Source organism: Maribacter arcticus, assembly GCF_900167935.1.
Classification (GTDB): Bacteria; Bacteroidota; Bacteroidia; order Flavobacteriales; family Flavobacteriaceae; genus Maribacter; species Maribacter arcticus.
In genome coordinates this window covers 140,090-166,020 of the sequence record NZ_FUYL01000005.1, presented here as the reverse complement: position 1 = coordinate 166,020, position 25,931 = coordinate 140,090, and the positions used below count along the sequence as shown (strand labels likewise).

Here is a 25,931-nt window from a genome sequence, read left to right as displayed (position 1 = left end):
GTCTGAAAACTGGAGACTTGATAGCGTCTTCCTTTAGCAATTCTATATAGGTATTCTGATTGCTTATCAACTCCCTAAGTTTCCCGACCAAAAAAAAATAGCAACGACAATAAGTTGTGATAAGATAAAAATCATACGTGTGTACTTTAGTGTTTCTAAAGTTACCTACGAATGATTTTTTATTGGTTTTGGTTTTACTAGATTTTTTCAGAAACTAATGTTCTATTTACCTCTTTACGTAAATAGTAACCTGTAACAATAGTAGCCAAAACATCCGCAATGGGAAAAGATATCCAAACCCCTAATTCACCTAAATAAGTTGGCAAAATAAGAATGAGAGGAATGAAGAAAAACCCTTGTCTACATAACGTCAATAACAAAGCTGGCACTGCCTTTCCTATGGCTTGAAAATAGGCTGCGCCAATCAGCTGTAACGCAATGATAGGCGTGGCGGCAAACACCCAACGCATGGCGGAAGGCGTATTTTCTAAAACAAAGGCATTGGTAGCCAATTCCATTGCGGTCATATTAGGTTTATCGCTTAAAAAAAGACTTGCAATCTCATTTGGGAAGAGCATCAACCCAACAAAAACAACAGTGGCTAAAATTGCAGCATATTTTATTGCTGTGTAAATAGACTCTTTAACCCTATCATATTTTCCAGCTCCGTAATTGAATCCGGCAATGGGCAAAAATCCTTGTGTAATCCCAAAAACCGGAAAAAGAGCAAACATCAACATTCTTCCAACAATGGCATAAACAGCGACCATTGCTTCTCCTCCTAGATTAAAAAGAATATTGTTCATCAACAAGTAAATAATACTAACCACTGCTTGCCTAGATAAGGTTACGAAACCAAGTGAACTAATTTCCTTTAGAATAGAAAAATTGATGCGAAAATATTGCAGATTTAGCTTTAGTTCAGAATGTTTAGATAGAAAGAAATATAGAATGTAACTAAAACATAAAAAGTAGCTAATAGTGGTTGCCCATGCCGCTCCTTCCATACCATAATCCAATACATTGATGAAAAGGTAATCCATCACTAAATTTCCTAAGGATGGGATAATCATAGCAATCATGGCGAACTTAGGCTTCCCTTCAGCTCTAATAACGGCATTACCCATCATGTTTAGAGCTAGAAGTGGCACGCCATACAAAACGATTACATAGTAGATTTTAGCCAGTTCAAAAATGGACCCTTTACCACCAAAAGCTGGTATAAGGAAATCAACATAGGTAAGCCCTAACACAACCATTAGTATGGTGACTAAAAGTGTAAAGCTAATTTGGTTACCAAACGTTCGTAAGGCCTTTTCTGTATTATTAGCCCCTAATGCCCTGGATATAATACTTGCACCGCCAATACCAATAGACATGCCTAACGCACCAATGAAAAAAGAAACTGGTAATACGACGTTTATTGCCGCTATGGCAATTGAACCTATCCAATTACCGACGAAAATAGAATCCACCAAAACATTGAGGGACATCACCAATATTCCAATACTGGCAGGTACGGCCTGTTTAATAAGTAAACTTGAAATAGATTCCGAGCCTAATTGTTCAGCGGATACATTTGCCATTCTCTTAAGCTTAGTTATTTAATTATAAGGACGTTTTATTAAATGCTATGCCAAAACCGTAGCGTTCTTTCTAATTTCTAACAAAATATAGTCCCAAAGTTGAACTCTTTTTTCCAACGCATTTTTAGAACATTCTGCCACTTCTAACCATTTTTTATTGTCGATACCACAAAGTTCTTGAATCATTTTCAAAGATAATGGTCCGTGTTCATCTCCATCAAGTTCTATATGCCTTTTAAGATAATATCCTAATTTAGGGTATTCTTCTTCTCCTGCTTGTTCTATTATCTCTAGAAACATATCTGGAATCAACTCTTCTCTACCGAAGGTAAATGCAGCTGCTATTTTATGAGGTTCATTAGTTTTGATAACCTCGAACGTAAATTTCAAAAAGTTTTTTACCGCAACGTTTAAGTTTGAATCTTCAATAACCTCAAGAATAGTTTCAATATTGGAAACGCTATTTAAAAAATTCTTCACATTGGATGTACTAGCGCCAACTTCTTCCATAGCGTCCAAGTACATTTCAAAGTGACTATTAAAGATACCCTCTTCATCACGGTCACTTTCCTCCTCCAAAACAATTTCATTAATAAATCGAGCGGTATTAGTATTTTTCGCAGGTTGCCAAGGCAGGGTAGTACAAGTCAAGTGTATTTGTAATCCTTTTAAAAGAGACATAAAGTCCCAAACAGCATACACATGGTTTTCCATGAATATTTTAATATCCGATAAAGAATTTAAACTTTTATATAACTCATGAGTTCTTAATTGGTCTCTTAACGGCAATAATGAAACTTCTATTTCTTCGATTTTCATAGCAGTGATTTTCTAAGAATTTGTAATATATTTATTAAGTACTTGGCGTAACAGCCAAAACCCCTTTAGCTTCCCACTCATTGACCCATTTAGCCATCACCTTCACCCATGCTTCATTATCATTCATACAGGGTATGTGCTTATAATTTTCACCACCAGCTTCCATAAACTGTTCTTTACCCTCCATGGCAATTTCCTCTAAGGTTTCTAAACAATCACTTACAAAAGCCGGAGTAATAACTGCTAAGCGTTTTTTACCTTCTTTGGCTAAACGTACAAATTCAAAATCCGTATACGGTTTTAACCATGGGTCACCCGCCAAACGAGATTGAAAAGAAGAACTAACTTGTTCTTCAGGCAATCCTAAATATGCCTTAACCATTTCTGTAGTATCATAAACTTGATGTCTATAACACGTATTATGTGCTACTGAATTAATCTTACAACAACTACCATCTATTTTACAATGAAAACGTGTAGGGTCGCTTTTGCGAATATGACGTTCAGGAATACCGTGATATGAAAACAATATGTGGTCGTAATCGAAATCTTTTAATCCGTCTTTAATACTTTCTGAAAGGGCTTGAATATAATCTGCATTTTTGTAAAAAGCAGGTAACGTCGTTACTTCCATTTCAGGAAAATATTGCTGTTGCTCCTCTAAAACTTTTACCACAACTGTTTCAAAGCTAGACATAGCGTAGTGAGGATATAAGGGAACCAAAAGCACCTCATCTACTCCTTTCTCCTTTAACTCTTGCAACGCATTCTTAATTGTCATCTTGCCATAACGCATACCTAATGCAACCGGCATTTTTGTATGTTGTTGCACTTTATTGGCAAAACGTTCTGAAAGCACTATTAGCGGAGAACCTTCGTCCCACCAAATTTTAGCGTAGGCCTTAGCAGATTTCTTTGGTCTGGTTTGTAGAATAATCCCTTTTACAAGAAAAGCGCGCAACCATTTAGGGGCATCGATTACCCTTTCATCCATTAAAAATTCATCTAAATAAGGCTTTACATCTTTTGCAGTAGGACTTTCGGGTGAACCCAAATTGACCAGTAATACTCCTTTCATAGTGTTAGTTTTTCCAATTGCAAAAATAACACAAGTAATACTACCCACATTTGCGAACCCAAAAAAGTTTCAAATCAATGTATAAGTAAAGTTGATAGTGTTTAACCTTTCTTATTTTACATATTTAATTGTCTAAATTTGTTCTTTCTACACGAAAGCTACACTGAATGCAAAATTTAACCAAAAATCCGATACTGCTAGCTTACATATTTGGTGCAATATTAGCATTGTTATTGCTTCAATTAATAACCGTTAAATTGTTAAGAAGGCTAGGCAAAAACCCTAAATACCTTCTTGATAAAGAGGATATAAAAAATATAACGAAGCCCATTTTTATAATTTTTATGGCCATTGCCATTCGTATTAAAACGTTTCATAGCCTTTTAGGATTTGAAGAGATTACCTATGCCCTAAGTAAAATAAGTACTATTTCTATAATTTTTGCCTTTACCTGGCTGCTAATTATTGGGCTAAAAATCGCGAAACGAAAAATTATAAAAAATTACGATGTAAATTCAGTCGATAATTACAGGGCGCGTAAGGTCTACACGCAATTCAATATTTTAGAGCGTATAATCATGTTCGTCATTATCATCATAGGGGTAAGCATTGCACTTATGAGTTTTGAAAGCATACGTGAAATTGGGTTGACCATTTTTACCTCTGCTGGCGTTGCAGGTATCATTGTAGGTCTTTCTGCTCAAAAAATGATTGCGAGTATTTTGGCGGGTATTCAAATTGCTATTGCCCAACCCATAAAAATTGATGATGTCGTTATTGTCGAAAGTGAGTGGGGTAGAATTGAGGAAATTACATTAACCTATGTGGTTGTAAATATTTGGGATAAGAGAAGATTGATTGTGCCTACCTCATATTTTATTGAAAAACCATTTCAAAACTGGACAAAAAAATCGGCCGACTTATTAGGCACTATATATTTATACACTGATTATAGGGTTTCTTTTGATGCCCTTAGAACAGAATTAGAGCGAGTTTTAAAAACTACCGATTTATGGGATGGAGTAAACCAAAACATACAAGTAACAGATTCAAAGCCCACTTGTGTTGAAATTAGGGCAATGGTCAGCGCTCAAGATGCTTCTACACTTTGGGATTTACGTGTTTTTGTTCGCGAAAAACTCATTACTTTTTTACAAGAGAATTATCCTGAGAGTATTGTTCGGACTAGAGTAATTATGGAAAATAACATAGAGGAAAGTAATAATTTATAATTTTATACAATGCGACAGGTTTTACTACTTCTTATAGTACTTATCAACTATCAGTTAGGGCACACACAACAAATCACCTGCTCTCCAAAAGACAAAGTTGCAGTTGAAGAAAAAATCAAGGCCATTGAAGAATTGCTACAGCCCGATTTTGGAAGCACAATAGTATCCGTTGGTAAAACCTTTATGAAAACACCATACGTAGCCAAAACGTTGGAAATTGGGGATACTGAAACGTTAGTGGTTAATCTTCAAGGATTGGATTGTACCACGTTCGTGGAAAATGTATTGGCTTTTTCTATGCTTCTTAAACAGCAAGAAGATTCGTTTGATGCATTTGTTAAAAACCTTGAAGTTATTCGGTATAAAGATGGAGATTTAGATGGATACGCTTCACGCTTACACTACTTCTCAGAATGGATTGCCAATAATGCTGAAAAAGGACTTTTAAAAGATATTACTGGTGAAATTGGTGGCGCAGAAATCACCAAGGATATTGACTTTATGAGTACGCACAGAGATTTATATCCATTTTTAGCTGATGATGCCAACTTCGAGAAAATAAAGGCATCAGAAAACTATCTTAATAGTCAAGCAATATGTGTTTTGGCACAGGATAAAATTGCTGAAAACGATCACCTTATTCAATCAGGAGATATCATTGCATTGGCCACATCAATAAATGGACTAGATGTAACGCACACAGGTATTGCAACACGAGAAAAAGATGGTAGAATTCATTTACTGCATGCCTCAACTGGTTCTATGGAAGTTGAAGTTTCTAAAAAACCATTGGCAGAGTACTTAAAAGGCATTAAAAGCAATACTGGCATTATGGTCGCAAGACCTCTCTAATTATTAGACCTTAATTACATAGAATATTAATTCAAAAAAAAATGACTGCCTTAATTTTTATATTAAAGTGGTCAAATATTTTTTAGGGGTAGTACTGTACTTTTTTTTAAAGGCAGATATAAAATGACTAGCTGTACTATAACCTACTTTTAAGCCAACCTCATTAACGTTAAATTGACCTGTTTCTAACATTTTACGAGCGTACTCCATTTTATGATCAAATAGAAATCCATATACAGTATCACCATAAATTTGCTTAAACCCTTCTTTAAGTCGCTTTAGACTCAGCCCAATTTCAGAAGCCAATTCTGGTAAGGTCGGGGGTTCTGCCATTCTATCCAATATAATTTCTTTTGCCAATTTTATTTTCTTGACATTTTCTTCATCCGCTAAATAAGGACACTGCTCTATATCTGCATTCGGACTCCTATTGAAATACAAAGCGATTAATTCGTAAATCTTACCTTTTATATATAACGCTTTTATAGATGGATGCAGATTGTAATTAATGATCTGACTCAAAATAACCGCTATAGATGGCGAGAAAGGTTCTTGAGCGTAATACTTCTTCTCTTTATTATCTGTACTTAGAAAAGGAATATAATCAGCTTCTGCAGTAAATAGAGAATGAAATTTTCGCAAGGTCATTACCACTGAAACTATGGAAGATTTTGGCGCCAATTTTAAATTAAGCGGAAGGTCTAACTGTGTATTATACAGCAACAAAGAGTTCTCTTCTGTAACATTTAAACTATAAGTACCTTGATTAAATGAAAATGTACCCTTACCCTTCAAGCAAAAATGAAATTGGATAAATTTCTTATTAATTTCACGAGAATAGCCAACATTAAGATCTTGCTCATTCTGAAATTTAAGCACGTAAAATCCGTCTTCAATCAGAACTTCATTATATGACCTTTGAGCGTTATTTTTAACTTCCATATTAGTAAAATAATTTTCAATCTATTTAGAAAGCATCTAAATAAATAGTTTTCATTTGCCTGACAACCCTATAAAATTATACTATTAAACTGATAAATATCATTTTTCGTCCAAAAATTCTGCAGACGACACTTATTGTACCGCAAGCGTTATTTTTATAAGATTGATGCCCATACTTTTGTATCCGCTTTATGAAAGACTACCATATTTCTAAACACAACTCTTTTTATACTATCGGCCTTAATTATAAAAAGGCTGATGCAGAAGCGCGTGGTAAATTCAGTTTAGACGAAGTAGCTGTAAAATCACTTCTAGTAGAAGCTAAAAATCAGGGGATTGACGGTCTTTTAGTTACATCGACCTGTAACCGTACCGAGCTTCATGGTTTTGCCCAACACCCATTTCAACTTATCAAATTATTATGTGACCATTCTAATGGTACTGTTGAAGCTTTTCAAGAAGTAGCTTATGTTTATAAAAATAAGGAAGCTATCAATCACCTATTTCGTGTAGGTACTGGACTTGACAGTCAAATTCTTGGAGATTTTGAAATCATAAGTCAGCTTAGACAAAGCTTCAAACGTTCTAAAGAACTCGGTCTTGCAAATCATTTTATAGAACGATTGTGTAATTGTATTATACAAGCTAGTAAGCGAATAAAAAATGAAACGGAAATTTCATCAGGAGTAACTTCTGTTGCTTTCGCTTCTGTTCAATACATCATGCGAAATGTGCCTAACGTTTCAGAAAAGAATATTCTTCTTTTTGGAACAGGTAAGATAGGCCGTAACACTTGTGAGAACCTTATCAAGCATACTAAAAATCCACACATTACCTTAATCAATAGAACTAAAGGGAAGGCTGAACAAATTGCCGGAAAGTTTAACCTTATGGTGAAAGATTACGGTGACCTACAATCTGAAATTAGAAAATCTGATATATTGGTTGTAGCGACAGGTGCACAGAAACCTACGATTACGAAAGAGTTAATTTATACAAAAAAACCATTGCTGATATTAGACCTATCCGTTCCTAAAAATGTAGACGATGCTATTTCAGATATGGAAAACGTTACTGTAATTCATTTAGATCATTTATCACAAATGACCGATGAAACACTAGAACGAAGAAAACAATTCATACCCGAAGCGGAAGCTATCAATGACGAGGTAATGCATGATTTCAACCAATGGTTAGAAACTAGAAAATTTGCCCCTGTTATAAAAGCATTGAAGAAAAAGCTTAAGACTATGAAAGATGAAGAGCTTGACTATCAATCTAAGAAAACAGTTAATTTCAACGCAGATCAGGCAGATGTGATTACGAATCGCATCATTCAAAAAATAACTACACAATTTGCAAATCATCTTAAGGATGACACGGTAGATTCCAATTCAAGCTTAGAATTTATCCAAAAAGTATTTCAATTAGAATTGGACCAAAAATGAGTAAAATAATACGATTAGGAACACGCGATAGCGAATTAGCGTTATGGCAGGCAAACACCGTTAAGGACCAATTACAAGCTTTAGGGTATATTGTTAAATTAGTTCCGGTAAAATCAACAGGAGATTTAGTCTTAGACAAACCTCTTTATGAGTTGGGTATAACTGGTATTTTCACAAAAACTTTAGATGTAGCCATGCTCAATGGAGACATCGACATCGCTGTACACTCCATGAAAGATGTACCTACCGCACTACCAAAGGGTATAGTGAAAGCTGCAGTTTTAAAACGCGGTAATTACATGGACATTCTTGCCTTTAAAGAAAATGAAGAGTTCTTAGGGCAGCGTGAAGGTATTATTGCTACCGGTAGTTTACGTCGCCAAGCGCAATGGCTAAATAGATACCCGACCCATACGGTCGTAGATTTAAGGGGGAATATTAATAGTAGACTAGAAAAGCTATACAACAATGAATGGAACGGTGCCATATTTGCCGCTGTCGGTTTAGAACGTATTGGTTTAGAGCCTGAAAATACTATAGGACTAACTTGGATGTTACCTGCACCAGCACAGGGCGCAATTATGGTTGTAGCAATGGAAAATGATGAAGAAATTCGTGAAGCATGTGCTCAATTAAACCATGAGGAAACCGATACTTGCGTCACCTTAGAAAGAGAATTCTTAAGAGAACTTGAAGGTGGTTGTAGTGCCCCAATTGGTGCTTTATCGTATATCGATAAAGAAAATATGGTAACTCTTAAAGGAATTTTATTAAATGTTGATGGAAGTAAAAAATTAGAAGCCGATTTAACAGCTCCTTTAGGAAAACATCAAAATTTAGGTATTGATTGTGCCAAAAGTATTTTGGCCAGAGGCGGCAAAAGACTAATGACAGAATTAGCGAATGCAGGTGCTGCAGTTAACGTTTTTTCGACTAAAAAATTAACCAACGAACAACAGTTACGCCTGAATATAGCTGCGAATGCCGATTCAGATGATTTTATAAAAATAAGTCCGAACCGTATTTCACCTATCGTATTGAAAAAAGAACACAAAAATGTTGTGTTTACAAGTAAAAATGCGGTCGAAGCTATTTTAACAAGTAGTAGCGCGGCAGAGTTAAAATTTGAAAACATCTATTGTGTTGGCAGAAAAACACGCCGATTCATTAAAAATAAATTTGGAAAAGTAGCCCACTTCGAAAATAGCGCTACAGATTTAGCCAAGTACTTAGTGGAATTCATAGAAGGGTCTGAAATTACGTACTTTCATGGTAATATCAGTTTAGAAGATTTACCAAAAATTCTAACGGAAAATAACATTACTGTTAATCCTATAGAAGCATATAGAACAAAATTATCTGGCAAAAAAATACCTGAGGAGGTGAAAGGAATCATGTTTTTCAGTCCTTCAAATGTAGAAAGTTATTTAAAAGAGAATTCAGCAGATAAAATAGCATACTGTATTGGTGAAACCACCGCTAATGCAGCCAAAGCACACTTTAAGGAAATAAAAGTTGCAAAAATTCCGACCGTAGAAAGTGTTATTGATTTAGTGAACGAGGATTATAAAAATTAACGTCATTGCGAGGAGCTTTTGGCGACGAAGTAAACTGCTCTATTGTTGTTCCTAGGAAACAGATTGCTTCGCTCAGCTCGCAAAGACGAATAAGAAGAAAGTATGAGCTTAAAAAATGATTTATTCCTTAGAGCTTTAAAAGGAGAAACTCTAGAAAGACCTCCGGTATGGATGATGCGCCAGGCAGGTAGATATTTGCCTGAATTTATGGCTATCAAAGAAAAATATGATTTTTTCACCCGTTGCCAGACTCCAGAATTAGCTTCGGAAATTACTGTTCAGCCAATTCGCAGGTATGGGATGGATGCTGCAATTTTGTTTAGTGACATTCTAGTTATTCCACAAGCCATGAATATTGAAGTGGAAATGAAACCAAATTTTGGTCCGTATTTGCCCAATCCTATTCGTTCACAAAAAGACTTAGACCGTGTAATAGTACCAAATGTTCATGAAACATTGGGCTATGTGATGGAAGCCATAAAAGCTACAAAGGAAAAATTGAACGATGAAGTTCCTTTAATAGGTTTTGCCGGTTCACCGTGGACCATTTTATGTTACTGTGTTCAAGGTCAAGGAAGCAAAACTTTTGACAAAGCCAAAGAATTGTGTTTTACTCAACCCTTGGTGGCTCATGAACTTTTACAAAAAATTACCGATACTACAATAGCCTATTTAAAAGCTAAAGTTGTTGCAGGTGTAGATGCTGTTCAGATATTCGATTCTTGGGGAGGAATGCTTTCGCCTACTGATTACCAAGAATTCTCATGGCAATATATTCAACAAATCATAGATGCTTTAAAAGATAAAGCGCCGGTTATTGTATTCGGAAAAGGATGCTGGTTCGCTTTAGGCGATATGGCAAAATCAGGTGCTTCTGCACTTGGTGTAGACTGGACTTGTTCTGCAAGAAACGCTCGTTATTTAAGTGGTGGTAAAATAACCTTGCAAGGTAACTTTGATCCTGCGCGTTTGTTATCGCCGCCTGCTATGATAAAAAAGATGGTACACCAAATGATCAATGAATTTGGCAAGGACAGCTATATCGTTAATTTAGGTCATGGCATCTTACCAAATGTACCCGTAGAAAATGCAAAGGCATTTATTGATGCTGTAAAGGAGTATAAAGCAGAATAATGTTTTACTGGTAGGGAGGAGATTTTTTAATAGGTTGCTTAAACTGTTCCTAAAAACATGAATTCATTCCAACTATCCCAATTTGAAATAAATCCTATTTCCGAAAGAGATGGTTGGCGGTTATGTGATTTTATAACATCTAATTCAGACTTTTTAAAACGATATTTTCCAAAGACAGTCGCTGCAAATCTTACTCCGAATTTATCAAGCATTTTTGTTGAACAAAAAGTTTCAGATTTTATTTCTGGCAAAGAATACTTATTCACATTAAAAGAACTAGAACATAGGAAAATCATTGGCCTGGTTTATTTAAAAGAATTGAAAAGAAGTGCCAAAGAAGCAGAACTTGCTTACTGCATTGCTTATCCCTATAAGAACAAAGGCTTTGCTTCTCTCGCTGTTCAAAAAATATCAGAATGGGGGTTTACAGAGCAACATTTAATACAACTTAGAATCATAGTTCACAAATCTAACATTGGGAGTATTAAGGTAGCAGAAAATTGTGGTTATCTTTGGAAAGAAACATTAGCAAAAGAACACACTCCACCTAACGAGGATCCGTTAGATATGGAACTTTACATTTTTAAAAATTAGGATTATAATTTTAGCTCCCTTTCACTATTTACAAAATCTTATATTAAATCTTCCGTCCCTACTAATTTTCAAGAATTGAAGCCTTTAGCTTTATTTTTTGTAATATTGAACTTACACCAAAAACTTATTGAAAATGATAAAAAAATTTCTCATTTGCTATTTTCTAATAGCAGGATTCGCAGTTTCTTCTGCCCAAATGACAAAAGTAGCTTCCGTTGAGGGTATTACAGAATACAAAATGGAGAATGGCTTAAAAGTATTACTATTCCAAGACAATTCTGCACAAACCATTACCGTAAACATTACATATTTAGTAGGGTCTAGACATGAAGGATATGGTGAAAAAGGTATGGCGCATTTATTAGAGCATATGGTTTTTAAGGGCACTCCAAACCATCCTGATATTCCAAAAGAATTGACCTCTCACGGCGCAAGACCTAATGGAACAACTTGGTACGATCGAACAAATTATTTCGAAACATTTAATGCAACTGACGAGAATTTAGATTGGGCTTTAGATTTAGAGGCCGATCGTATGGTAAACTCCTACATTGCTAAAAAAGATCTTGAATCAGAGTTTTCCGTTGTTCGAAACGAATTTGAAAGCGGTGAAAACGACCCTACCGGAGTTTTAATGGAAAAAGTGATTAACAGTGCATACTTATGGCACAATTACGGTAATTCTACCATCGGAAACCGTTCTGATATTGAGAGAGTCCCTATTGAAAACCTGAAAGCCTTTTATAAAAAATTCTATCGCCCAGACAATGCAGTACTAATGGTTACTGGTAAGTTTGAAGAAGAAAAAACACTAGCCTTAATTGAAAAGAAATTTGGTGCAATACCAAAACCAACAACACCATTACGCGATTCACATACTGAAGAACCAGCACAAGACGGTGAAAAAACAGTTACTGTAAGTAGAGTTGGTGACCTACAATTGGTAAGTGCTTTATATCACACACCTGCTGGTTCAAGTCCAGACTACGCAGCCATGTCGGTTATTGAAAATATACTAACAAATGAACCTTCGGGTCGAATCTATAAAGCCCTAATAGAAGCGCAAAAAGCATCTTCTCTTTGGTCCTTTTCACCATTTACAAAAGAACCAGGATTTCTGTATATAAATATTGACGTACCCTCAGACAAAAATGCCGACGAGGTATCGACCATTTTACGTACCTCTTTAGATAATTTAAAAAATAATCCAATTACAACAGAGGAATTGGACAGAGCAAAATCCAATATTCTAAAACAAATAGATCAAATTTATAGGAACTCAGCCTATTTAGGTACCTATATGAGCGAGTTTATTGGTGGAGGCGACTGGCGTTTAGCCTTTTTACAAAGAGACAGGATAGAGAATATAACTTTAGATGAGGTAAATACAGCCATGACTAAATATCTTATCCCCACCAATAGAACTATAGGTCGATTTTACCCGACAAAAACACCAGAACGTATTTCTATACCACATACTGAAGACATTAAGTCACTTGTGAAGGATTACAAGGGAAAAGAAGCCATGAGTATGGGAGATGCCTTTGATGTTACTTATGATGCAATTCAAAATAGTATAGACGGTGGTAAACTCTCAAATGGCATAAATTATGCCTTTATCGAAAAAAATAATAGAGGAAATACAGTTAATTTGAGTTTTAGTGGAAGAAACGGAGATGTAAATTCATTAATGAATAAAGGTATTATTCCACGTTTTACGGCAAGTATACTGAACAAGGGCACAACTACCAAATCGCGCCAACAAATAGAAGATGAATTAAGCAAACTTAAAAGTTCAATCTATTTTAGAGGAACCAATGGTAATATATACGCAAATATTTCTTCTACTGAAAAAGACTTAATGCCCACTCTTGTTCTTATGGAAGATATATTAAAAAATCCAACATTTGACCCAGCAGAACTTGAAAAACTAAAAACAGAGGAACTTGCTTATTTAGAAAGCAATAAAACTGAACCCCAATTTTTGGCATCCCAAAAATTAAGTGAAATTAATAATACTTACCCCATTGGTCACCCATTATACTCAATGAGTTTAGCAGAGCAAGAAGCGGCTATCAAAAAACTATCAGTTGAAGATTTAAAAGCTTTTTATAATGATTATTACGGGTTAGGCTATTCTATACTTATCGGTATTGGAAATGTACCCTCTGAGGAAGTAAAAACATTTATGGAAGAAAAATTTGGAACATTTAAGAGTAAATATCCTTATTCGAAAATTGCCAGTCCATACAAACCAATGAAAGAGGTAAATGAAAACATCATTACTCCAGACAAGCAGAATGCAATGACATTGGGTAATTTCAGTGTTAAAATCAGTGAATATCATGAAGATTATCCAGCACTAGAAATTGCTTCTTCCATTTTGGGAGGTGGTTTTTTAAATTCACGTATTGCAGACCGCTTACGACAAAAAGACGGTGTTAGTTATGGTGCAGGAGCAGGTTTTCAGGGTGATGGCGACAACAATGATCAAAACTCACAAATGTATTTATATGCTATCTATGCACCAGAAAATTTTGACAAAGTACAACTAGGCTTCAAAGAAGAAATCGCTAGATTCATAAAAGACGGTATTACTGAAGAAGAGTTAACCAATGCTATTAATGGTTGGATCCAATCTCAAAATGTCTCTAGGGCCAAGGATAATGAATTAAGTAGCTTAATAAACAACAACATTTTTTATAAGCGCACTATGGATTTTCAAAAATCAATAGAAAACAAAGTAAGTGCCTTAACAGTGACTAAAGTAAATGCTGCGATTCAAAAATATATTCAACCTTACGAAAAATGGTCTGTGGTAAATGCAGGCGATTTTAAGTAATAGATCCGTATACTAATAGATTTTAATAGCGGGCACTTAACTAAGTGTCCGCTATTTTTATATAATTAAACTAAATAAACACCCTTTTTTTAACCGTAATTTTGTTATTTACAAGATTTTATATTTCTATCATTATGAAAGTTAAATTTTACGCTTACATAGAACAACTACAAAATACCATTACATCTAAATTGGAAGAAATTGATGGTTCGGCTAAATTCAAAGAGGATATCTGGACACGCCCAGAAGGTGGTGGTGGAAGAACTCGAGTTATTGAAAATGGGTCTGTTTTTGAGAAAGGTGGTGTAAATATCTCTGGAGTACATGGTAAACTTCCTGATAGTATGAAAGCTTATTTTGGCGTGGAAGACGCTAATTTCTTTGCATGCGGATTAAGTTTAGTGTTACACCCTAAGAACCCAATGGTGCCAACGGTTCACGCAAATTGGCGTTATTTTGAATTGTATGGAAAAGATGGCGAAATTGTAGACCAATGGTTTGGTGGCGGTCAAGATTTGACTCCGTATTATTTATTTGATGAGGATGCAGTGCATTTTCATGAGGTATGTAAATCCGCTTGCGACAAACACAATGACACTTTTTACAACACCTACAAAAAACGCTGCGATGTCTATTTCTGGAACACCCATAGAAATGAAGCGCGTGGTATTGGAGGGTTATTTTTTGACTACTGCAAAGCAACTTCAGAAATGGATATGCAAGCTTGGTATGACTTTGTAACCGAAGTAGGAAACAGCTTTCTAAATTCATATGTACCGATTGTTATAAAAAGAAAAGGACTTGGATATTCCAAAGAACAAAGGGATTGGCAAGAAATTAGAAGAGGCAGATACGTAGAATTCAATTTGGTTCATGACAAGGGAACCTTGTTCGGTCTAAAGACCAACGGGCGAATTGAAAGTATTCTAATGAGCCTTCCTCCTCATGTGCAATGGGTATATGATCATCAACCTGAAAAAGGTAGTGAAGAAGAACGATTATTGAAAATATTAATGAAACCTAAGGAATGGGTTTAAGAACAATTCTATTTTGTTGCGTGTTATGTATAACCCAATATGGTATTGCGCAACATTCAGCGTATAAAGAAGCATTTCCTGATAAAATTACTTTTCGGCTAGCCTTACAGACTACTTCTAATAATTTCACGCTTAGAGACAAGATAACACGCAACAAGACCGAGTTTATACCAAATGACAAAAGCTATTTAGGCCTATCGGTGCTATTTCGCTTTTTAGAAATCGATTTTGGCTATGCCCCTAATTTTTTATCAGAAAATAAAGACAACGGTGACTCAAAGCTAATTACGTTCAATATTCGTACTTTTTTTGGTCAATATATGCAGACCTTAGATATCTATAAACAAAAGGGATTCTTTATAAGAACACAAGATTTAACATTACCCATAGATGATTTAAAAACATTCAAAATTGGTGGTACATCGAGCTATATTTTTAATCCAGATTTTTCTTTTCGCGCAATAGGTTTTCAAAACGAATGGCAAAAAGAGAGTGTCGGTAGTTTTATTCCCAGCATTTCGTATTACTACACCAAGTTTAAATTAGAAGATCCTATCATAGAAAATCAACTTGAACATTCATTCAAACTGGCAGTTGGACCAGGATATTACTACAATTGGGTGTTCGACGAGAATTATCTTATTTCAGCAGGTGCTACTGGTGGTTTAGGATTTAACCTGTCTAAATCGCAAGGAGAAACTTCATTAACTGGCCTTGCTCAGTTAATTTTTAGATTAACAGGTGGTTATAATTCCGAAACATTTTTTAGCGGCGTTAATATTAACACACAATTATTGACGCATACCTCGGCAGATAATTTAATATTAGATGACTCTATTAGTTTTCTTGAGTTCTATGTGGGATATCGCTTTGATGCGCCAAAAAAGTGGATTAACAAGGCCGACGAGATAAGTCGTAAATTTGGTATAGACTAAAAGTTTAGCATGAAGCAAAAAATATATCAAATTGATGCATTCACTACAAAATTGTTTGGTGGTAATCCCGCAGCAGTTTGCATTCTAGATGAATGGCTTTCAAATGAACTAATGCAGAAGATTGCTGCAGAGAATAATTTAGCTGAAACCGCATTTGCGGTTAAAAAAGAAAATCACTACGAGCTTCGTTGGTTTACTCCAGAAATTGAAGTGGACCTATGCGGTCATGCTACTTTAGCAACTTCTTTCGTACTTTATAATTACTATGGGTTCAAAGAAAATACGCTTCGGTTTATTTCTCCTCGAAGTGGTGAGCTATTAGTTCAAAAAAATGAAGTTGGACTATTTACTATGGATTTTCCTACGGATGATTTAATCGCTGTTTCAGAACAACTCGATATTTCAAAAGCGATAGGGAAACAACCGTTAGAAACCTTTAAAGGGAAAACCGATTATATGCTAATCTATGAAACACAAAAGGACATAGAAGCAATTCAACCAAATTTTCATCTTTTAAATAAATTAGATTGCAGAGGAGTTATTGTTTCTTCAAAGGGGAATGAAGTAGATTTCGTTTCTCGATTTTTTGCACCACAATGTGGTATTCCAGAAGATCCGGTGACCGGTTCTGCTCATACCACTTTAGCCCCTTATTGGTCTAAAAAACTTGGGAAGCTTCAATTATCTGCAAAACAACTTTCTGAACGAGGTGGTGAGCTACAATGTCAACATAATGGAGACCGTGTTAAAATATCAGGAAATGCGGTTTGCTATTTGATTGGAGAGATTAAATTATAAACTAATAGATAAAAATAAATACATGTACCCACTTATAAGAAATAGAAGATTAAGAAGCTCAGAAGCAGTTCGCAATATGGTGCGCGAAACCATAATTAGTCCAAGTGATTTTTTGGTTCCACTATTTGTGGTAGAGGGTAAAGGGATAAAAGAGGAAATCGCTTCAATGCCCAACTATTACCGTCTTAGCCTAGACAATTTAACAAAAGAGGTGAAAGAACTTTGGAAAATGGGCTTACACTCTGTCTTATTATTTGTAAAAGTTCCTGATAGTTTAAAGGATAACAGCGGTTCTGAAGCATTGAACGAAAACGGATTAATGCAATTAGCAATAAAAACGGTAAAAAATGCATGTCCAGATATGTTGGTAATGACCGATGTTGCCCTTGACCCCTATTCCTCATATGGTCATGACGGTATTGTTTCTAATGGACAAATATTAAATGATGAAAGCGTTGAAGTTCTAGCAGAGATGAGCATATCGCACGCGAAAGCGGGAGCTGATTTTGTAGCTCCAAGTGATATGATGGATGGCCGTATTTTAAGTATTCGTGAAGCCTTAGAAGATGAAGGATATATAAATACAGGAATTATGGCATATAGTGCAAAATATGCTAGTGCATTTTATGGTCCGTTTAGAGATGCTTTAGACTCTGCCCCTGTAGATATTAAAAACGTCCCCAAAGATAAAAATACCTACCAAATGGATTTCGCTAATCGCTTTGAAGCAATTAGAGAAACTCAGATGGATATTGAAGAAGGAGCTGATATTGTAATGGTAAAACCAGGTTTATGCTATTTAGATATCGTTCGCGAAATAAAGAATGAGGTAGATGTTCCTGTTGCTGTTTATCAAGTATCTGGTGAATACGCTATGGTAAAAGCAGCGGCAGAAAAAGGTTGGTTAAATCACGATGCCGTAGTGATGGAACAATTAACTGCTATCAAAAGAGCTGGCGCCAATGTCATCGCGAGTTACTTTGCGAAAGATGTGATACGGATTATGGGATAATTATTTGACCGTTTTTTCATGAAAAAAATACATATAATACTATTTGGTTTATTATTTTTTGGGCTTAATGCGCAAGAAAATCAATTGAATATTTTATTGTTACCAGAAGAATCCACTTTACAAAAATCTTCTTTAGCACATTTTGAATTAGACTCTTTAAGTATTTACCAAAAGGTAGATAGTATCATAACGAATGGTATAAAAAATAAATCTTTTCCAGGAGCGCAACTATTAATCGCAAAAGAAGGAAACATTATTTTTCATGAAACTTATGGGTTTCACACCTACGATAGTATACAATCTGTTTCCCTAAATGATATTTACGATTTGGCCTCAGTAACCAAAATTTTAGGTCCATTACCGGCAATCATGAAATTGGTTGATGAAGAAAAACTTGATTTAGACCAACCCTTTAGCTCCTATTGGAAACCTTGGAAACACAGGGCAGACAAAAGAAACATTACGCTTAGAGAAATATTAGCACATCAAGCAGGTCTTAAGCCCTATATTGTTTTTCTAAGTGAAGCTTTAAAAAATAACGGTCAGTTTAAAAAAAGGTTTTTGCGTGGTAAGACGAGCAAAAGATTTCAGAACGAAGCGTATGAAAACATCTATGTAAAAAATAGATTTCATAGGAAAATGTACAGAATGATAAATCGTTCTGAAGTCTCAACTGATAAAAAGTACACATATTCAGGATTAACTTTTCTAATCTTTCCAGAGGTAGTTTCGCAAATTACAGGAATGCCATATGAGGATTATATGGCTCAGGAATTTTACAAACCACTTGGTATGAAAACTTTTGGATTTCTACCTAGCAATCAAAATTTCACTAACAAAATTGTTCCAACCGAGGTAGATACTATTTATAGACATACTTTAACTAAGGGTTGGGTACATGATGAAAATGCTTCGTTATTAGGTGGTATTTCAGGTAATGCCGGGCTATTTGGCACTACAGCCGATTTAGCTATAATCATGCAAATGTTTCTTCAAAAAGGAATTTATTCAGGTAAACGATATATCTCAGAAACAACAATGGAAGAATTTACCAGAACACAGTATCCAGAAAACGAAAACAGAAGAGGTTTAGGTTTTGACAAACCATACTTGAATAATAGCAATTTTACCTTGACAGATGCCTACCCCGCTCCAGAAGTAGGTCAAAATAGTTTTGGGCATAGTGGTTTCACAGGAACCTTTGTCTGGGCAGATCCAGAGCATCAATTAATTTATATTTTTCTTTCAAATCGAGTGTACCCCACTAGAGATAATAGAAATATTTACGAACTTAATATTCGGTCAGCTATTCAACAAGTCTTTTATCAGGCATTCGATAATGCAATACAGTACAAACCTTAGTAATTTTATTGATATCTTCGATTTATAAAACCATGTTATGGGACTATTAGCATTTTACGCATTCATTTCCATTTTCTTTTCATTCTTATGTTCCATATTAGAAGCAGTATTGTTAAGCATTACGCCTACATTTATAAACGTTAAACTTAAAGAGGGTAAATCGTTTGGTAAAACTTTAGAGGTTCTCAAGAAAGACGTAGATCAACCTTTAATCGCTATACTAACTATAAATACCATTGCCCACACGGTGGGGGCAATTTTAGTAGGTGTACAGGCCAAAGCAGCCTATGCTGAATTATATGGTGATGAAAGTCGTTCATTTTTTGGTTTAGAATTTACAGAAGACCTTATGGTAGGTGTTGTATCTACTATAATGACAATTCTTATACTTGTTGCATCAGAAATTATCCCTAAAACAATCGGTGCTACCTATTGGAAACAACTCGCTAATTTTTCGGCAAAAACCTTAAATGTTATGGTGTTAGGCTTAAAATACACAGGGCTACTCTGGGTATTACGCCTTTTCACAAAAATGGTCGGTGGTGGCAAACATCATGGTAGTGTATTTAGTCGAGAAGATTTCCACGCCATGACCGATATGGCTCATAAAGAAGGGGTTTTCGAGAAATCTGAATCTACAATTATTAAAAATTTATTGCGCTTTGAAGATATCCTTGTAAAGGATATTATGACACCAAGAGCAGTTATGAAAATAGCTTCTGAAGAGAAATCGATAGCAGATTTCTTCAAGGATAATCAAAAATTACGTTTTTCTAGAATTCCTGTGTACACAGAAATAATGGATAACATTACCGGATATGTATTGAAGGATAATGTTCTCGAAGAGATGATTGATCAAAACGGAGAGATACCATTAAAAGAGATTAAGCGCGAAATACTTGTAACAAGAAGAAGCACACCAATCCCAACATTGTTTGAAACCCTTATTCAAAAACGTGAAGCTATCGCACTTGTAGTAGATGAATATGGTTCTGTGAGTGGATTAGTAACTATGGAAGATGTTATAGAAACCTTATTAGGACTAGAAATAATGGATGAAAGCGATAATATCGCAGATTTACAGGTGCTAGCCCGAAAAAATTGGGAAATACGGGCAAAAGCTTCCGGAGTCATTGAAAAGCCAAGTGTTTCACCAGACGAATAAAAACCAAATTATTACAATGGAGGATGTTGCATTTATTACTACACCATTAGGGGTTGCGAAAATAACTGGCAGCTCTGAAGGACTTTCCTCTATCATTGTATTAGATTCTGAAGAACCACTAACTGATGTTATACCAGAATCATTAGAAGATGCCGTTTATCAACTGAATGAATATTTTGAAGGAATTCGAACAGAATTTCAATTAGACCTAAACCCTGAGGGCACAGAATTTCAAAAAAAGGTGTGGTTAGAACTGCAAAATATACCCTATGGTAGAACTGCTTCCTATATGGAACTTTCTAAATTGATTGGTGACGCCAAAGCCATTAGAGCTGTAGGATCTGCAAATGGCAGAAACCCACTTTGGATTGTTGTTCCTTGCCATAGAGTTATTGGCAGTGATGGCTCTCTTACTGGTTATGCCGGTGGACTGCACCGAAAAAAGTGGTTATTAGAACATGAAAGTCCGCACAAACAACAGAGTTTATTCTAAAGCATCTATTTTTAGGTTTTACTAAACAGACTATCCAGTTTGTTTTATAATTAAAAAACAGGTTTCTCGACAGTTAAATAGGTTTTGGTCGATAAAAATTAGTTTTCCATCTTTCTTTTTTTAAAATCCTAAGTCCATTTGCAAGTGAAATATAGACTAGGTGGTCGGTAATGCCTTAATCAATAAAATGTGTTGGAAGGAATGCCAAATTTCTTTGTACGACCAAATTACCATCTAAGGAAACCAATAAAAAGCCTCCTATTTCTTCCCCTATCGCATTTTGAAGTGCATATGAAATGACAAAGAGATTTATATCTGAAAGATACTGACCAAATAACGGCCGTATAATTATACCTTCATCATCATTTACTTTATTAATCAGACCTATAATATCCAAAATCCTATTATCGCCAGAAGTCAAGTCTAGAAAAGCAGGTCCGTTCTCAATTTCAAAAGGTTGGGTATAGACATATTGGTAATATAATTTTTCATTCACTATAGCGCCATTTATCGGACCTACTTTAAAAGGTTGGGTCATTGAAAATATGGAAGTAGATATACTAAGAAAGTTTAATGTATCAAACATTTCTAAATTGGTATTACCATTGCCATCTTGCGTGAAGATTGCCAAATTACCCAAGTCTGTAATAAGAAAACTAGGTTTTTCTTTTCCAAACTCAAAGGTCTTCACAATGGCGTTAGCATCCGCATTATATATTATAAGTTTATAATTTTCATTTCCAGTTAAGTAGGTAATAAACAAATTTCCATTATCATATAAAGGTTCATACAACCTATCAATTCCAAATTCTAGTGAAATATCAAAACCCTGCATTTCGGCAAGAGAAACAACACGTAATGTCAAATTAGTAGACCCAAGAGGTTTGTATAATCCGAAATAAACTGAACTCTCATCATTAATTCCCCAAACCAAAGACCGTTCAGCGCTAATAGTATAAAAATTAGGAAAATCAGTAATTCTACCTGTGGCTAAATTCTTTTGAGTAATAGAAATTGCATTATTTGAAAACGAATAAAATGACAACGAACCCTCAAATTCGCGCAGAGTTAAGTAATTATTCTGTATACCTAATTCACTCGAAAGGTTGGTCTGGGTTCCTGTATTATTTACACTTTCATAGTCATATTGGTAAACATCTTGCAAGTCTTCACCTATAATTGTAAGATTAAAATCTTGAATATTCTCTGTTTCTTGAATATTGTCGTTACTACACGAAAAAAGAATAATCGCGGCAAAAAGAACTAAAATAATTTGGCGTTTATAACCCGTAATTATGGATATCATGTATAGTTTTAAAAGTAATTAGGCAGAATATTCGGCTAAAATATAATTGTAAGATTTCATAGCAATTGATATCCAGTTTTAAAGATACCATATTTTGAAACCAATTAAATTAGGCTTAGAATTGAAGAAATAATCTTAAATTCCTATTTCATAGCAATTTACATCTCTATGCCAAATAAGATACAACTTGAGCATATTCTTTTTTTAGATATTGAAACAGTACCAGAAAAATGTTCTTTTGACCAATTAGATGATACTACACAAGAACTATGGGCGCACAAATCTCAATACCAACGTAAAGAGGAATTTACTGCAGAAGAATATTACGATCGAGCAGGAATTTGGGCAGAATTTGGCAAAATCATTTGCATTTCAGTAGGCTATTTTACATTTCAAGGAAAAGATAGAAGTTTTAGACTGACTACTTTTCACGGAGAAGAAACTACGTTATTACAGGAATTTAAAACATTGTTGAATGATCATTTTAACCATACAAAAAACATATTGTGTGCTCACAATGGCAAAGAATTCGATTTTCCATATATAGCGCGTAGAATGATTATTCACGGCATTTCTTTACCGAACAAATTAGACCTATTCGGCAAAAAACCTTGGGAGATTCCACACATAGATACGATGGAACTTTGGAAGTTTGGAGACTACAAACATTATACATCTTTAAAATTAATGGCTCATGTTCTGGGCATACCCTCTCCAAAAGAAGATATTGATGGTAGTATGGTAAAAGCAATCTATTATGAGAAAAACGATTTAAAACGAATTGTAACTTATTGCGAGTTAGATGTTCTTACTACAGCACAAGTTTATTTAAGACTACGAAATGAACCGTTATTAAAAGATGATGAAGTAAAGAAGGTTGCCAAATAGATAATATCATAAAAACGGTTTAATTCTTACTAAAAATAAAAATCAGAGCTCTAAAAACAGCATGAATGATGTAATTTTGTTAGCAGTGCAATTTGTTCTAAACAACACTTACGTATGAAAAAGTTCATTTTATTATCCTTTGTAACTATAACACTATTCAGTTGTATGCAAGAAAAGGAAATCAGTTCCATAAATCCTGAAAACTGGTCGAAAAGGGAAGTCTCCATACCAACTAAAGATTCTTTAATGCATGGAAAATCATATTTATCCATCTATTCCCAAATTTATAGTAGTACTGAACACAAAACACATAACCTAACTGCTATGGTGAGTTTAAGAAATACCAGTGAGAAGGACACACTCTTTATATTGAAGGCAGAATATTTTGATACCCACGGCACTTCTTTAAGGAACTACTTTAGTCATCCTATTTATTTAGCACCGTTGGAAACTACTGCGATAATTATCGATGAGATGGATGTTGAAGGCGGCACTGGTTCGAATTTTATTTTTGAATGGAAATCTCCTATAGGTTCCCCTGAACCTTTGTTTGAAGGGGTTATGAATTCAACGGTTGGTCAACAAGGACTTTCATTTACAACACAATCTAGAAGAATAAAATAATATTAATATTTATAGAATTTTGTGCTCTTATTCACGTCAAAATCTTGAATTTGTAAAACATATAATCCTGTAGGCAAATCAGAAACATTAATTCTAGAATTGGTAGCTGAATCCATTTTCAACTCTACACCACCTGTACTTACAATTCTATAAACTGTACTATCGGTAGTTTCAATATTCAATTGAATTTCGTCAACAGCAGGGTTAGGATATACACTAAAAGGAATTTCAGAATCAATACTTAATGTATTAAAAGTTTCCAATACAGTATCTTCACCTTGAAAGATAAAAGTAACTGGATCGCTGTATTCAGAAGCTACATTTTGAGAACAAAAAGTTCTTATTCTAAAAGAATACGTATTATCAACAATTAATCCATTCCAAGCAAAATTATTGATGGTAATGTATTCTGTAGACCATTCTTGTTGGTGAACTTCTTTGTACTGTATTTCATAAAGTCCGTCTACAGTAGCATCCCAAGTAAGGCCTACGCTAGAAATTTCGGTTTCTTCTAAAGAAATTTGTTCTGGAGCTTCAATTGAACAAGTAGTCATCATTACACCTGAAAGAATGATAGAAAAATCTTGCGTGTTATTTTGTAATTCACCTTTATGAGTAACTGTAATGGTATACGTACCATTTGCATTTAGTATCTCTATACGTTCAAAAGGGTCTACCTTATTATCTCCTGTGGTTGCAGCACTACTTGCCTGTGCAGGATTTAATTTCCAAGGCAAAAAAGTCTTGCCATTCTGGGTGATTCTAATATCTAAATCATTAATCAAAGCTGCAGTGTTATTATTTAATTCACCTCTATTAATAAAGCTTGATTCTAAATCTGTCCAAGAAATTGAAGCTATTAATGTCTCATTTCCTTCTGCAGAAACAGTCATTGAAAATGTTTCTCCGTTTTCTAATGACTCTTCGGCAACATGACTAGTAAAGTCCTTATTATAAAGAACCTCAGCAGCACTCTTTGCATTCATAATACCCCATCCCATTTTATAATCAGGCCCTTGAGCATCAACATCATCTGCTGTATGCAAAGCCAAACCTTTTAGAGTAGCAGCCTTCATATAAGAACCATATAATTCTTCATTATACTGTTGCAACAATAATAAAGATCCAGTAACACCTGGGGTAGCCATTGAAGTACCGGAAGAGGTATAGTAACTAGTATTACTAGAAGAATCTGTAGAAAGCACTGATCCACCATTACCAGCGATATCTGGTTTAATTCTACCATCATCAACGGGACCAAAACTACTGTAAGCAGAAACATCTGCACTTTTCAAGTTACCGTTTCTATCAATTTTAGAATTTGCGCCAGCTACTGTAATTCCGTTTTTAGCTAAAGTGAAACCTAACAATACATCAAAACCATCTGCAGTTGTACCGTAAGTAGGTGATTCGTTATCTCTACTTTTTTGTGCATTACCTGCAGCAGAAACCATTAAGTAGTAAGGTGCGTTGTACATAATTTTGTCCCAATCTTGAGCTACTTTAGTATAAGCACCAAAATACCAATCTGGTACACGATCCGCTTTAATACCGTATGAGTGGTTAGAAAGTAAAAGCCCGTCAGCAGCAGCCTCAGTAACTTCAATTTTATCTCTTGTCCAATCATGAGATACAACACTTGCCATACTAGCTACGCCCTTCGCATCTTTCTTATGACCAGTTGAGATAATACTGCCGGTTACTCGGGTTGCATGAGAATCTACTTCGGTATCAGCATCACCGATTTTAATTCTAGATGAGTATTCAACATGGTTTTCTAAAGCTACGCCTGAATCCCAAACACCTACTTGCATACCATCACCATCTAAATGAAGACCCAACATACCATTTGTATTTAACGCACTAGCTCTGGATACTAAACCAGCCTCATCAGAATATGTCTCATAATATAAAGGACTACCATCTTCACCTATTTCTTGTAATTCAACTTTTTTACCGTTTGCAAGTGTTTCCTTAATTTTCCAATTGTTCAGTTTTGCAACTTCTTTCAATTGTACTCTTTTCATTTCATAATCAGAAACCAAATTAGATTTAAAACTAGCCAGCTCGATACTCTTATTGTTCGAAGCTATCTGTAAACGTTGCTCGGTAGTTTGACCGCTGAGGTTAGTTACTGCTGAGAACACCAAAAAAAGTAATATTAGAATACTACTTGCGCTGTAGGTAGAGTTTTTTGTATTCATCGT

At 34.9% G+C, this 25,931-nt stretch carries 22 protein-coding genes; 16 read left to right on the top strand and 6 right to left on the bottom strand.

From position 1 onward, the window contains the following. Positions 1-197 precede the first annotated feature (197 nt). The 3 genes from B5X55_RS09575 to hemH are packed head-to-tail and all read right to left on the bottom strand — an operon-like array spanning position 198 to position 3,483. A complete protein-coding gene (locus tag B5X55_RS09575; RefSeq protein WP_079512400.1) occupies positions 198-1,586 on the bottom strand; it encodes an MATE family efflux transporter in 1,389 nt (462 codons plus the stop codon). A 45-nt stretch (positions 1,587-1,631) separates the two neighbouring features. Further along, positions 1,632-2,405, bottom strand: a complete 774-nt coding sequence (locus B5X55_RS09570; RefSeq protein ID WP_079512399.1) for a DUF3050 domain-containing protein — start codon at positions 2,403-2,405, stop codon at positions 1,632-1,634. A 34-nt stretch (positions 2,406-2,439) separates the two neighbouring features. Next, positions 2,440-3,483 (bottom strand): ferrochelatase, encoded by a 1,044-nt coding sequence (gene hemH, locus B5X55_RS09565; RefSeq protein WP_079512524.1) that lies wholly within the window; start codon positions 3,481-3,483, stop codon positions 2,440-2,442. A gap of 167 nt (positions 3,484-3,650) precedes the next feature. Between hemH and B5X55_RS09560 the strand changes: the two genes are divergently transcribed. Together B5X55_RS09560 and B5X55_RS09555 are read left to right on the top strand one after the other, a co-directional pair. Then, positions 3,651-4,715: a mechanosensitive ion channel family protein gene (locus B5X55_RS09560; protein WP_079512398.1), complete on the top strand. Its 1,065-nt coding sequence runs from the start codon at positions 3,651-3,653 to the stop codon at positions 4,713-4,715. Positions 4,716-4,724: 9 nt separating this feature from the next. After that, positions 4,725-5,567, top strand: coding sequence for an N-acetylmuramoyl-L-alanine amidase-like domain-containing protein (locus tag B5X55_RS09555; RefSeq protein ID WP_079512397.1), 843 nt, complete (start codon positions 4,725-4,727; stop codon positions 5,565-5,567). A 57-nt stretch (positions 5,568-5,624) separates the two neighbouring features. Here B5X55_RS09555 and B5X55_RS09550 read toward each other — a convergent pair whose 3' ends face one another. Continuing rightward, positions 5,625-6,509: a helix-turn-helix transcriptional regulator gene (locus B5X55_RS09550; protein ID WP_079512396.1), complete on the bottom strand. Its 885-nt coding sequence runs from the start codon at positions 6,507-6,509 to the stop codon at positions 5,625-5,627. Between the two features lie 191 nt (positions 6,510-6,700). On the opposite strand from B5X55_RS09550, the gene hemA reads away from it, so the two are divergent. The 12 genes from hemA to B5X55_RS09490 all read left to right on the top strand — a co-directional run bounded on the left by hemA (position 6,701) and on the right by B5X55_RS09490 (position 20,906). Further along, entirely contained in the window at positions 6,701-7,957 is a 1,257-nt protein-coding gene (gene hemA, locus B5X55_RS09545) for a glutamyl-tRNA reductase (protein ID WP_079512395.1), read from the top strand. Further along, on the top strand, positions 7,954-9,534 hold the full coding sequence (hemC, locus tag B5X55_RS09540; RefSeq protein WP_079512394.1) for a hydroxymethylbilane synthase: 1,581 nt from the start codon (positions 7,954-7,956) through the stop codon (positions 9,532-9,534). The genes hemA and hemC overlap by 4 nt, the downstream gene beginning before the upstream one ends. Positions 9,535-9,636: 102 nt before the next feature. Beyond that, entirely contained in the window at positions 9,637-10,668 is a 1,032-nt protein-coding gene (gene hemE, locus B5X55_RS09535; RefSeq protein WP_079512393.1) for a uroporphyrinogen decarboxylase, read from the top strand. Between the two features lie 57 nt (positions 10,669-10,725). Further along, entirely contained in the window at positions 10,726-11,262 is a 537-nt protein-coding gene (locus tag B5X55_RS09530; RefSeq protein ID WP_079512392.1) for a GNAT family N-acetyltransferase, read from the top strand. A gap of 133 nt (positions 11,263-11,395) precedes the next feature. After that, a complete protein-coding gene (locus B5X55_RS09525) occupies positions 11,396-14,104 on the top strand; it encodes a M16 family metallopeptidase (protein ID WP_079512391.1) in 2,709 nt (902 codons plus the stop codon). Positions 14,105-14,238: 134 nt separating this feature from the next. Beyond that, the gene (gene hemF, locus B5X55_RS09520; RefSeq protein WP_079512390.1) at positions 14,239-15,141 is read left to right on the top strand and encodes an oxygen-dependent coproporphyrinogen oxidase; all 903 of its coding nucleotides are present in this window, start codon (positions 14,239-14,241) and stop codon (positions 15,139-15,141) included. Continuing rightward, entirely contained in the window at positions 15,132-16,076 is a 945-nt protein-coding gene (locus B5X55_RS09515; RefSeq protein ID WP_079512389.1) for a DUF4421 family protein, read from the top strand. The genes hemF and B5X55_RS09515 overlap by 10 nt, the downstream gene beginning before the upstream one ends. Positions 16,077-16,085: 9 nt before the next feature. Then, positions 16,086-16,874 carry a PhzF family protein gene (locus B5X55_RS09510; protein ID WP_079512388.1) on the top strand — a complete coding sequence of 263 codons (789 nt, stop codon included), beginning with the start codon at positions 16,086-16,088 and terminating at the stop codon, positions 16,872-16,874. Between the two features lie 22 nt (positions 16,875-16,896). Further along, positions 16,897-17,886: a porphobilinogen synthase gene (hemB, locus tag B5X55_RS09505; RefSeq protein WP_079512523.1), complete on the top strand. Its 990-nt coding sequence runs from the start codon at positions 16,897-16,899 to the stop codon at positions 17,884-17,886. Positions 17,887-17,904: 18 nt separating this feature from the next. Beyond that, entirely contained in the window at positions 17,905-19,248 is a 1,344-nt protein-coding gene (locus B5X55_RS09500; protein WP_079512387.1) for a serine hydrolase domain-containing protein, read from the top strand. A 37-nt stretch (positions 19,249-19,285) separates the two neighbouring features. Further along, the gene (locus tag B5X55_RS09495) at positions 19,286-20,413 is read left to right on the top strand and encodes a CNNM domain-containing protein (RefSeq protein WP_079512386.1); all 1,128 of its coding nucleotides are present in this window, start codon (positions 19,286-19,288) and stop codon (positions 20,411-20,413) included. A gap of 16 nt (positions 20,414-20,429) precedes the next feature. Further along, positions 20,430-20,906, top strand: coding sequence for a methylated-DNA--[protein]-cysteine S-methyltransferase (locus tag B5X55_RS09490; RefSeq protein WP_079512385.1), 477 nt, complete (start codon positions 20,430-20,432; stop codon positions 20,904-20,906). A 175-nt stretch (positions 20,907-21,081) separates the two neighbouring features. Here B5X55_RS09490 and B5X55_RS09485 read toward each other — a convergent pair whose 3' ends face one another. Beyond that, a complete protein-coding gene (locus tag B5X55_RS09485; protein WP_079512384.1) occupies positions 21,082-22,212 on the bottom strand; it encodes a hypothetical protein in 1,131 nt (376 codons plus the stop codon). A 168-nt stretch (positions 22,213-22,380) separates the two neighbouring features. Between B5X55_RS09485 and B5X55_RS09480 the strand changes: the two genes are divergently transcribed. Next, entirely contained in the window at positions 22,381-23,100 is a 720-nt protein-coding gene (locus tag B5X55_RS09480) for a 3'-5' exonuclease (protein ID WP_079512383.1), read from the top strand. 114 nt (positions 23,101-23,214) lie between these two features. Beyond that, a complete protein-coding gene (locus tag B5X55_RS09475) occupies positions 23,215-23,724 on the top strand; it encodes a DUF3124 domain-containing protein (protein ID WP_079512382.1) in 510 nt (169 codons plus the stop codon). Between the two features lie 2 nt (positions 23,725-23,726). On the opposite strand, the gene B5X55_RS09470 is transcribed toward B5X55_RS09475, so the two are convergent. Then, positions 23,727-25,928 (bottom strand): S8 family serine peptidase, encoded by a 2,202-nt coding sequence (locus tag B5X55_RS09470; protein ID WP_079512381.1) that lies wholly within the window; start codon positions 25,926-25,928, stop codon positions 23,727-23,729. Positions 25,929-25,931: the final 3 nt, after the last annotated feature.

Coding starts and splice junctions, on each gene's coding strand:
- B5X55_RS09570 (WP_079512399.1), bottom strand. CDS start 2,405: ATGAAAATCGAAGAAATAGAAGTTTCATTATTGCCGTTAAGAGACCAA.
- B5X55_RS09485 (WP_079512384.1), bottom strand. CDS start 22,212: ATGATATCCATAATTACGGGTTATAAACGCCAAATTATTTTAGTTCTT.
- hemB (WP_079512523.1), top strand. CDS start 16,897: ATGTACCCACTTATAAGAAATAGAAGATTAAGAAGCTCAGAAGCAGTT.
- hemH (WP_079512524.1), bottom strand. CDS start 3,483: ATGAAAGGAGTATTACTGGTCAATTTGGGTTCACCCGAAAGTCCTACT.
- B5X55_RS09480 (WP_079512383.1), top strand. CDS start 22,381: ATGCCAAATAAGATACAACTTGAGCATATTCTTTTTTTAGATATTGAA.
- B5X55_RS09560 (WP_079512398.1), top strand. CDS start 3,651: ATGCAAAATTTAACCAAAAATCCGATACTGCTAGCTTACATATTTGGT.
- B5X55_RS09490 (WP_079512385.1), top strand. CDS start 20,430: ATGGAGGATGTTGCATTTATTACTACACCATTAGGGGTTGCGAAAATA.
- hemC (WP_079512394.1), top strand. CDS start 7,954: ATGAGTAAAATAATACGATTAGGAACACGCGATAGCGAATTAGCGTTA.
- hemE (WP_079512393.1), top strand. CDS start 9,637: ATGAGCTTAAAAAATGATTTATTCCTTAGAGCTTTAAAAGGAGAAACT.
- B5X55_RS09550 (WP_079512396.1), bottom strand. CDS start 6,509: ATGGAAGTTAAAAATAACGCTCAAAGGTCATATAATGAAGTTCTGATT.
- hemF (WP_079512390.1), top strand. CDS start 14,239: ATGAAAGTTAAATTTTACGCTTACATAGAACAACTACAAAATACCATT.
- hemA (WP_079512395.1), top strand. CDS start 6,701: ATGAAAGACTACCATATTTCTAAACACAACTCTTTTTATACTATCGGC.
- B5X55_RS09575 (WP_079512400.1), bottom strand. CDS start 1,586: ATGGCAAATGTATCCGCTGAACAATTAGGCTCGGAATCTATTTCAAGT.
- B5X55_RS09530 (WP_079512392.1), top strand. CDS start 10,726: ATGAATTCATTCCAACTATCCCAATTTGAAATAAATCCTATTTCCGAA.
- B5X55_RS09475 (WP_079512382.1), top strand. CDS start 23,215: ATGAAAAAGTTCATTTTATTATCCTTTGTAACTATAACACTATTCAGT.
- B5X55_RS09525 (WP_079512391.1), top strand. CDS start 11,396: ATGATAAAAAAATTTCTCATTTGCTATTTTCTAATAGCAGGATTCGCA.
- B5X55_RS09470 (WP_079512381.1), bottom strand. CDS start 25,928: ATGAATACAAAAAACTCTACCTACAGCGCAAGTAGTATTCTAATATTA.
- B5X55_RS09515 (WP_079512389.1), top strand. CDS start 15,132: ATGGGTTTAAGAACAATTCTATTTTGTTGCGTGTTATGTATAACCCAA.
- B5X55_RS09500 (WP_079512387.1), top strand. CDS start 17,905: ATGAAAAAAATACATATAATACTATTTGGTTTATTATTTTTTGGGCTT.
- B5X55_RS09495 (WP_079512386.1), top strand. CDS start 19,286: ATGGGACTATTAGCATTTTACGCATTCATTTCCATTTTCTTTTCATTC.
- B5X55_RS09555 (WP_079512397.1), top strand. CDS start 4,725: ATGCGACAGGTTTTACTACTTCTTATAGTACTTATCAACTATCAGTTA.
- B5X55_RS09510 (WP_079512388.1), top strand. CDS start 16,086: ATGAAGCAAAAAATATATCAAATTGATGCATTCACTACAAAATTGTTT.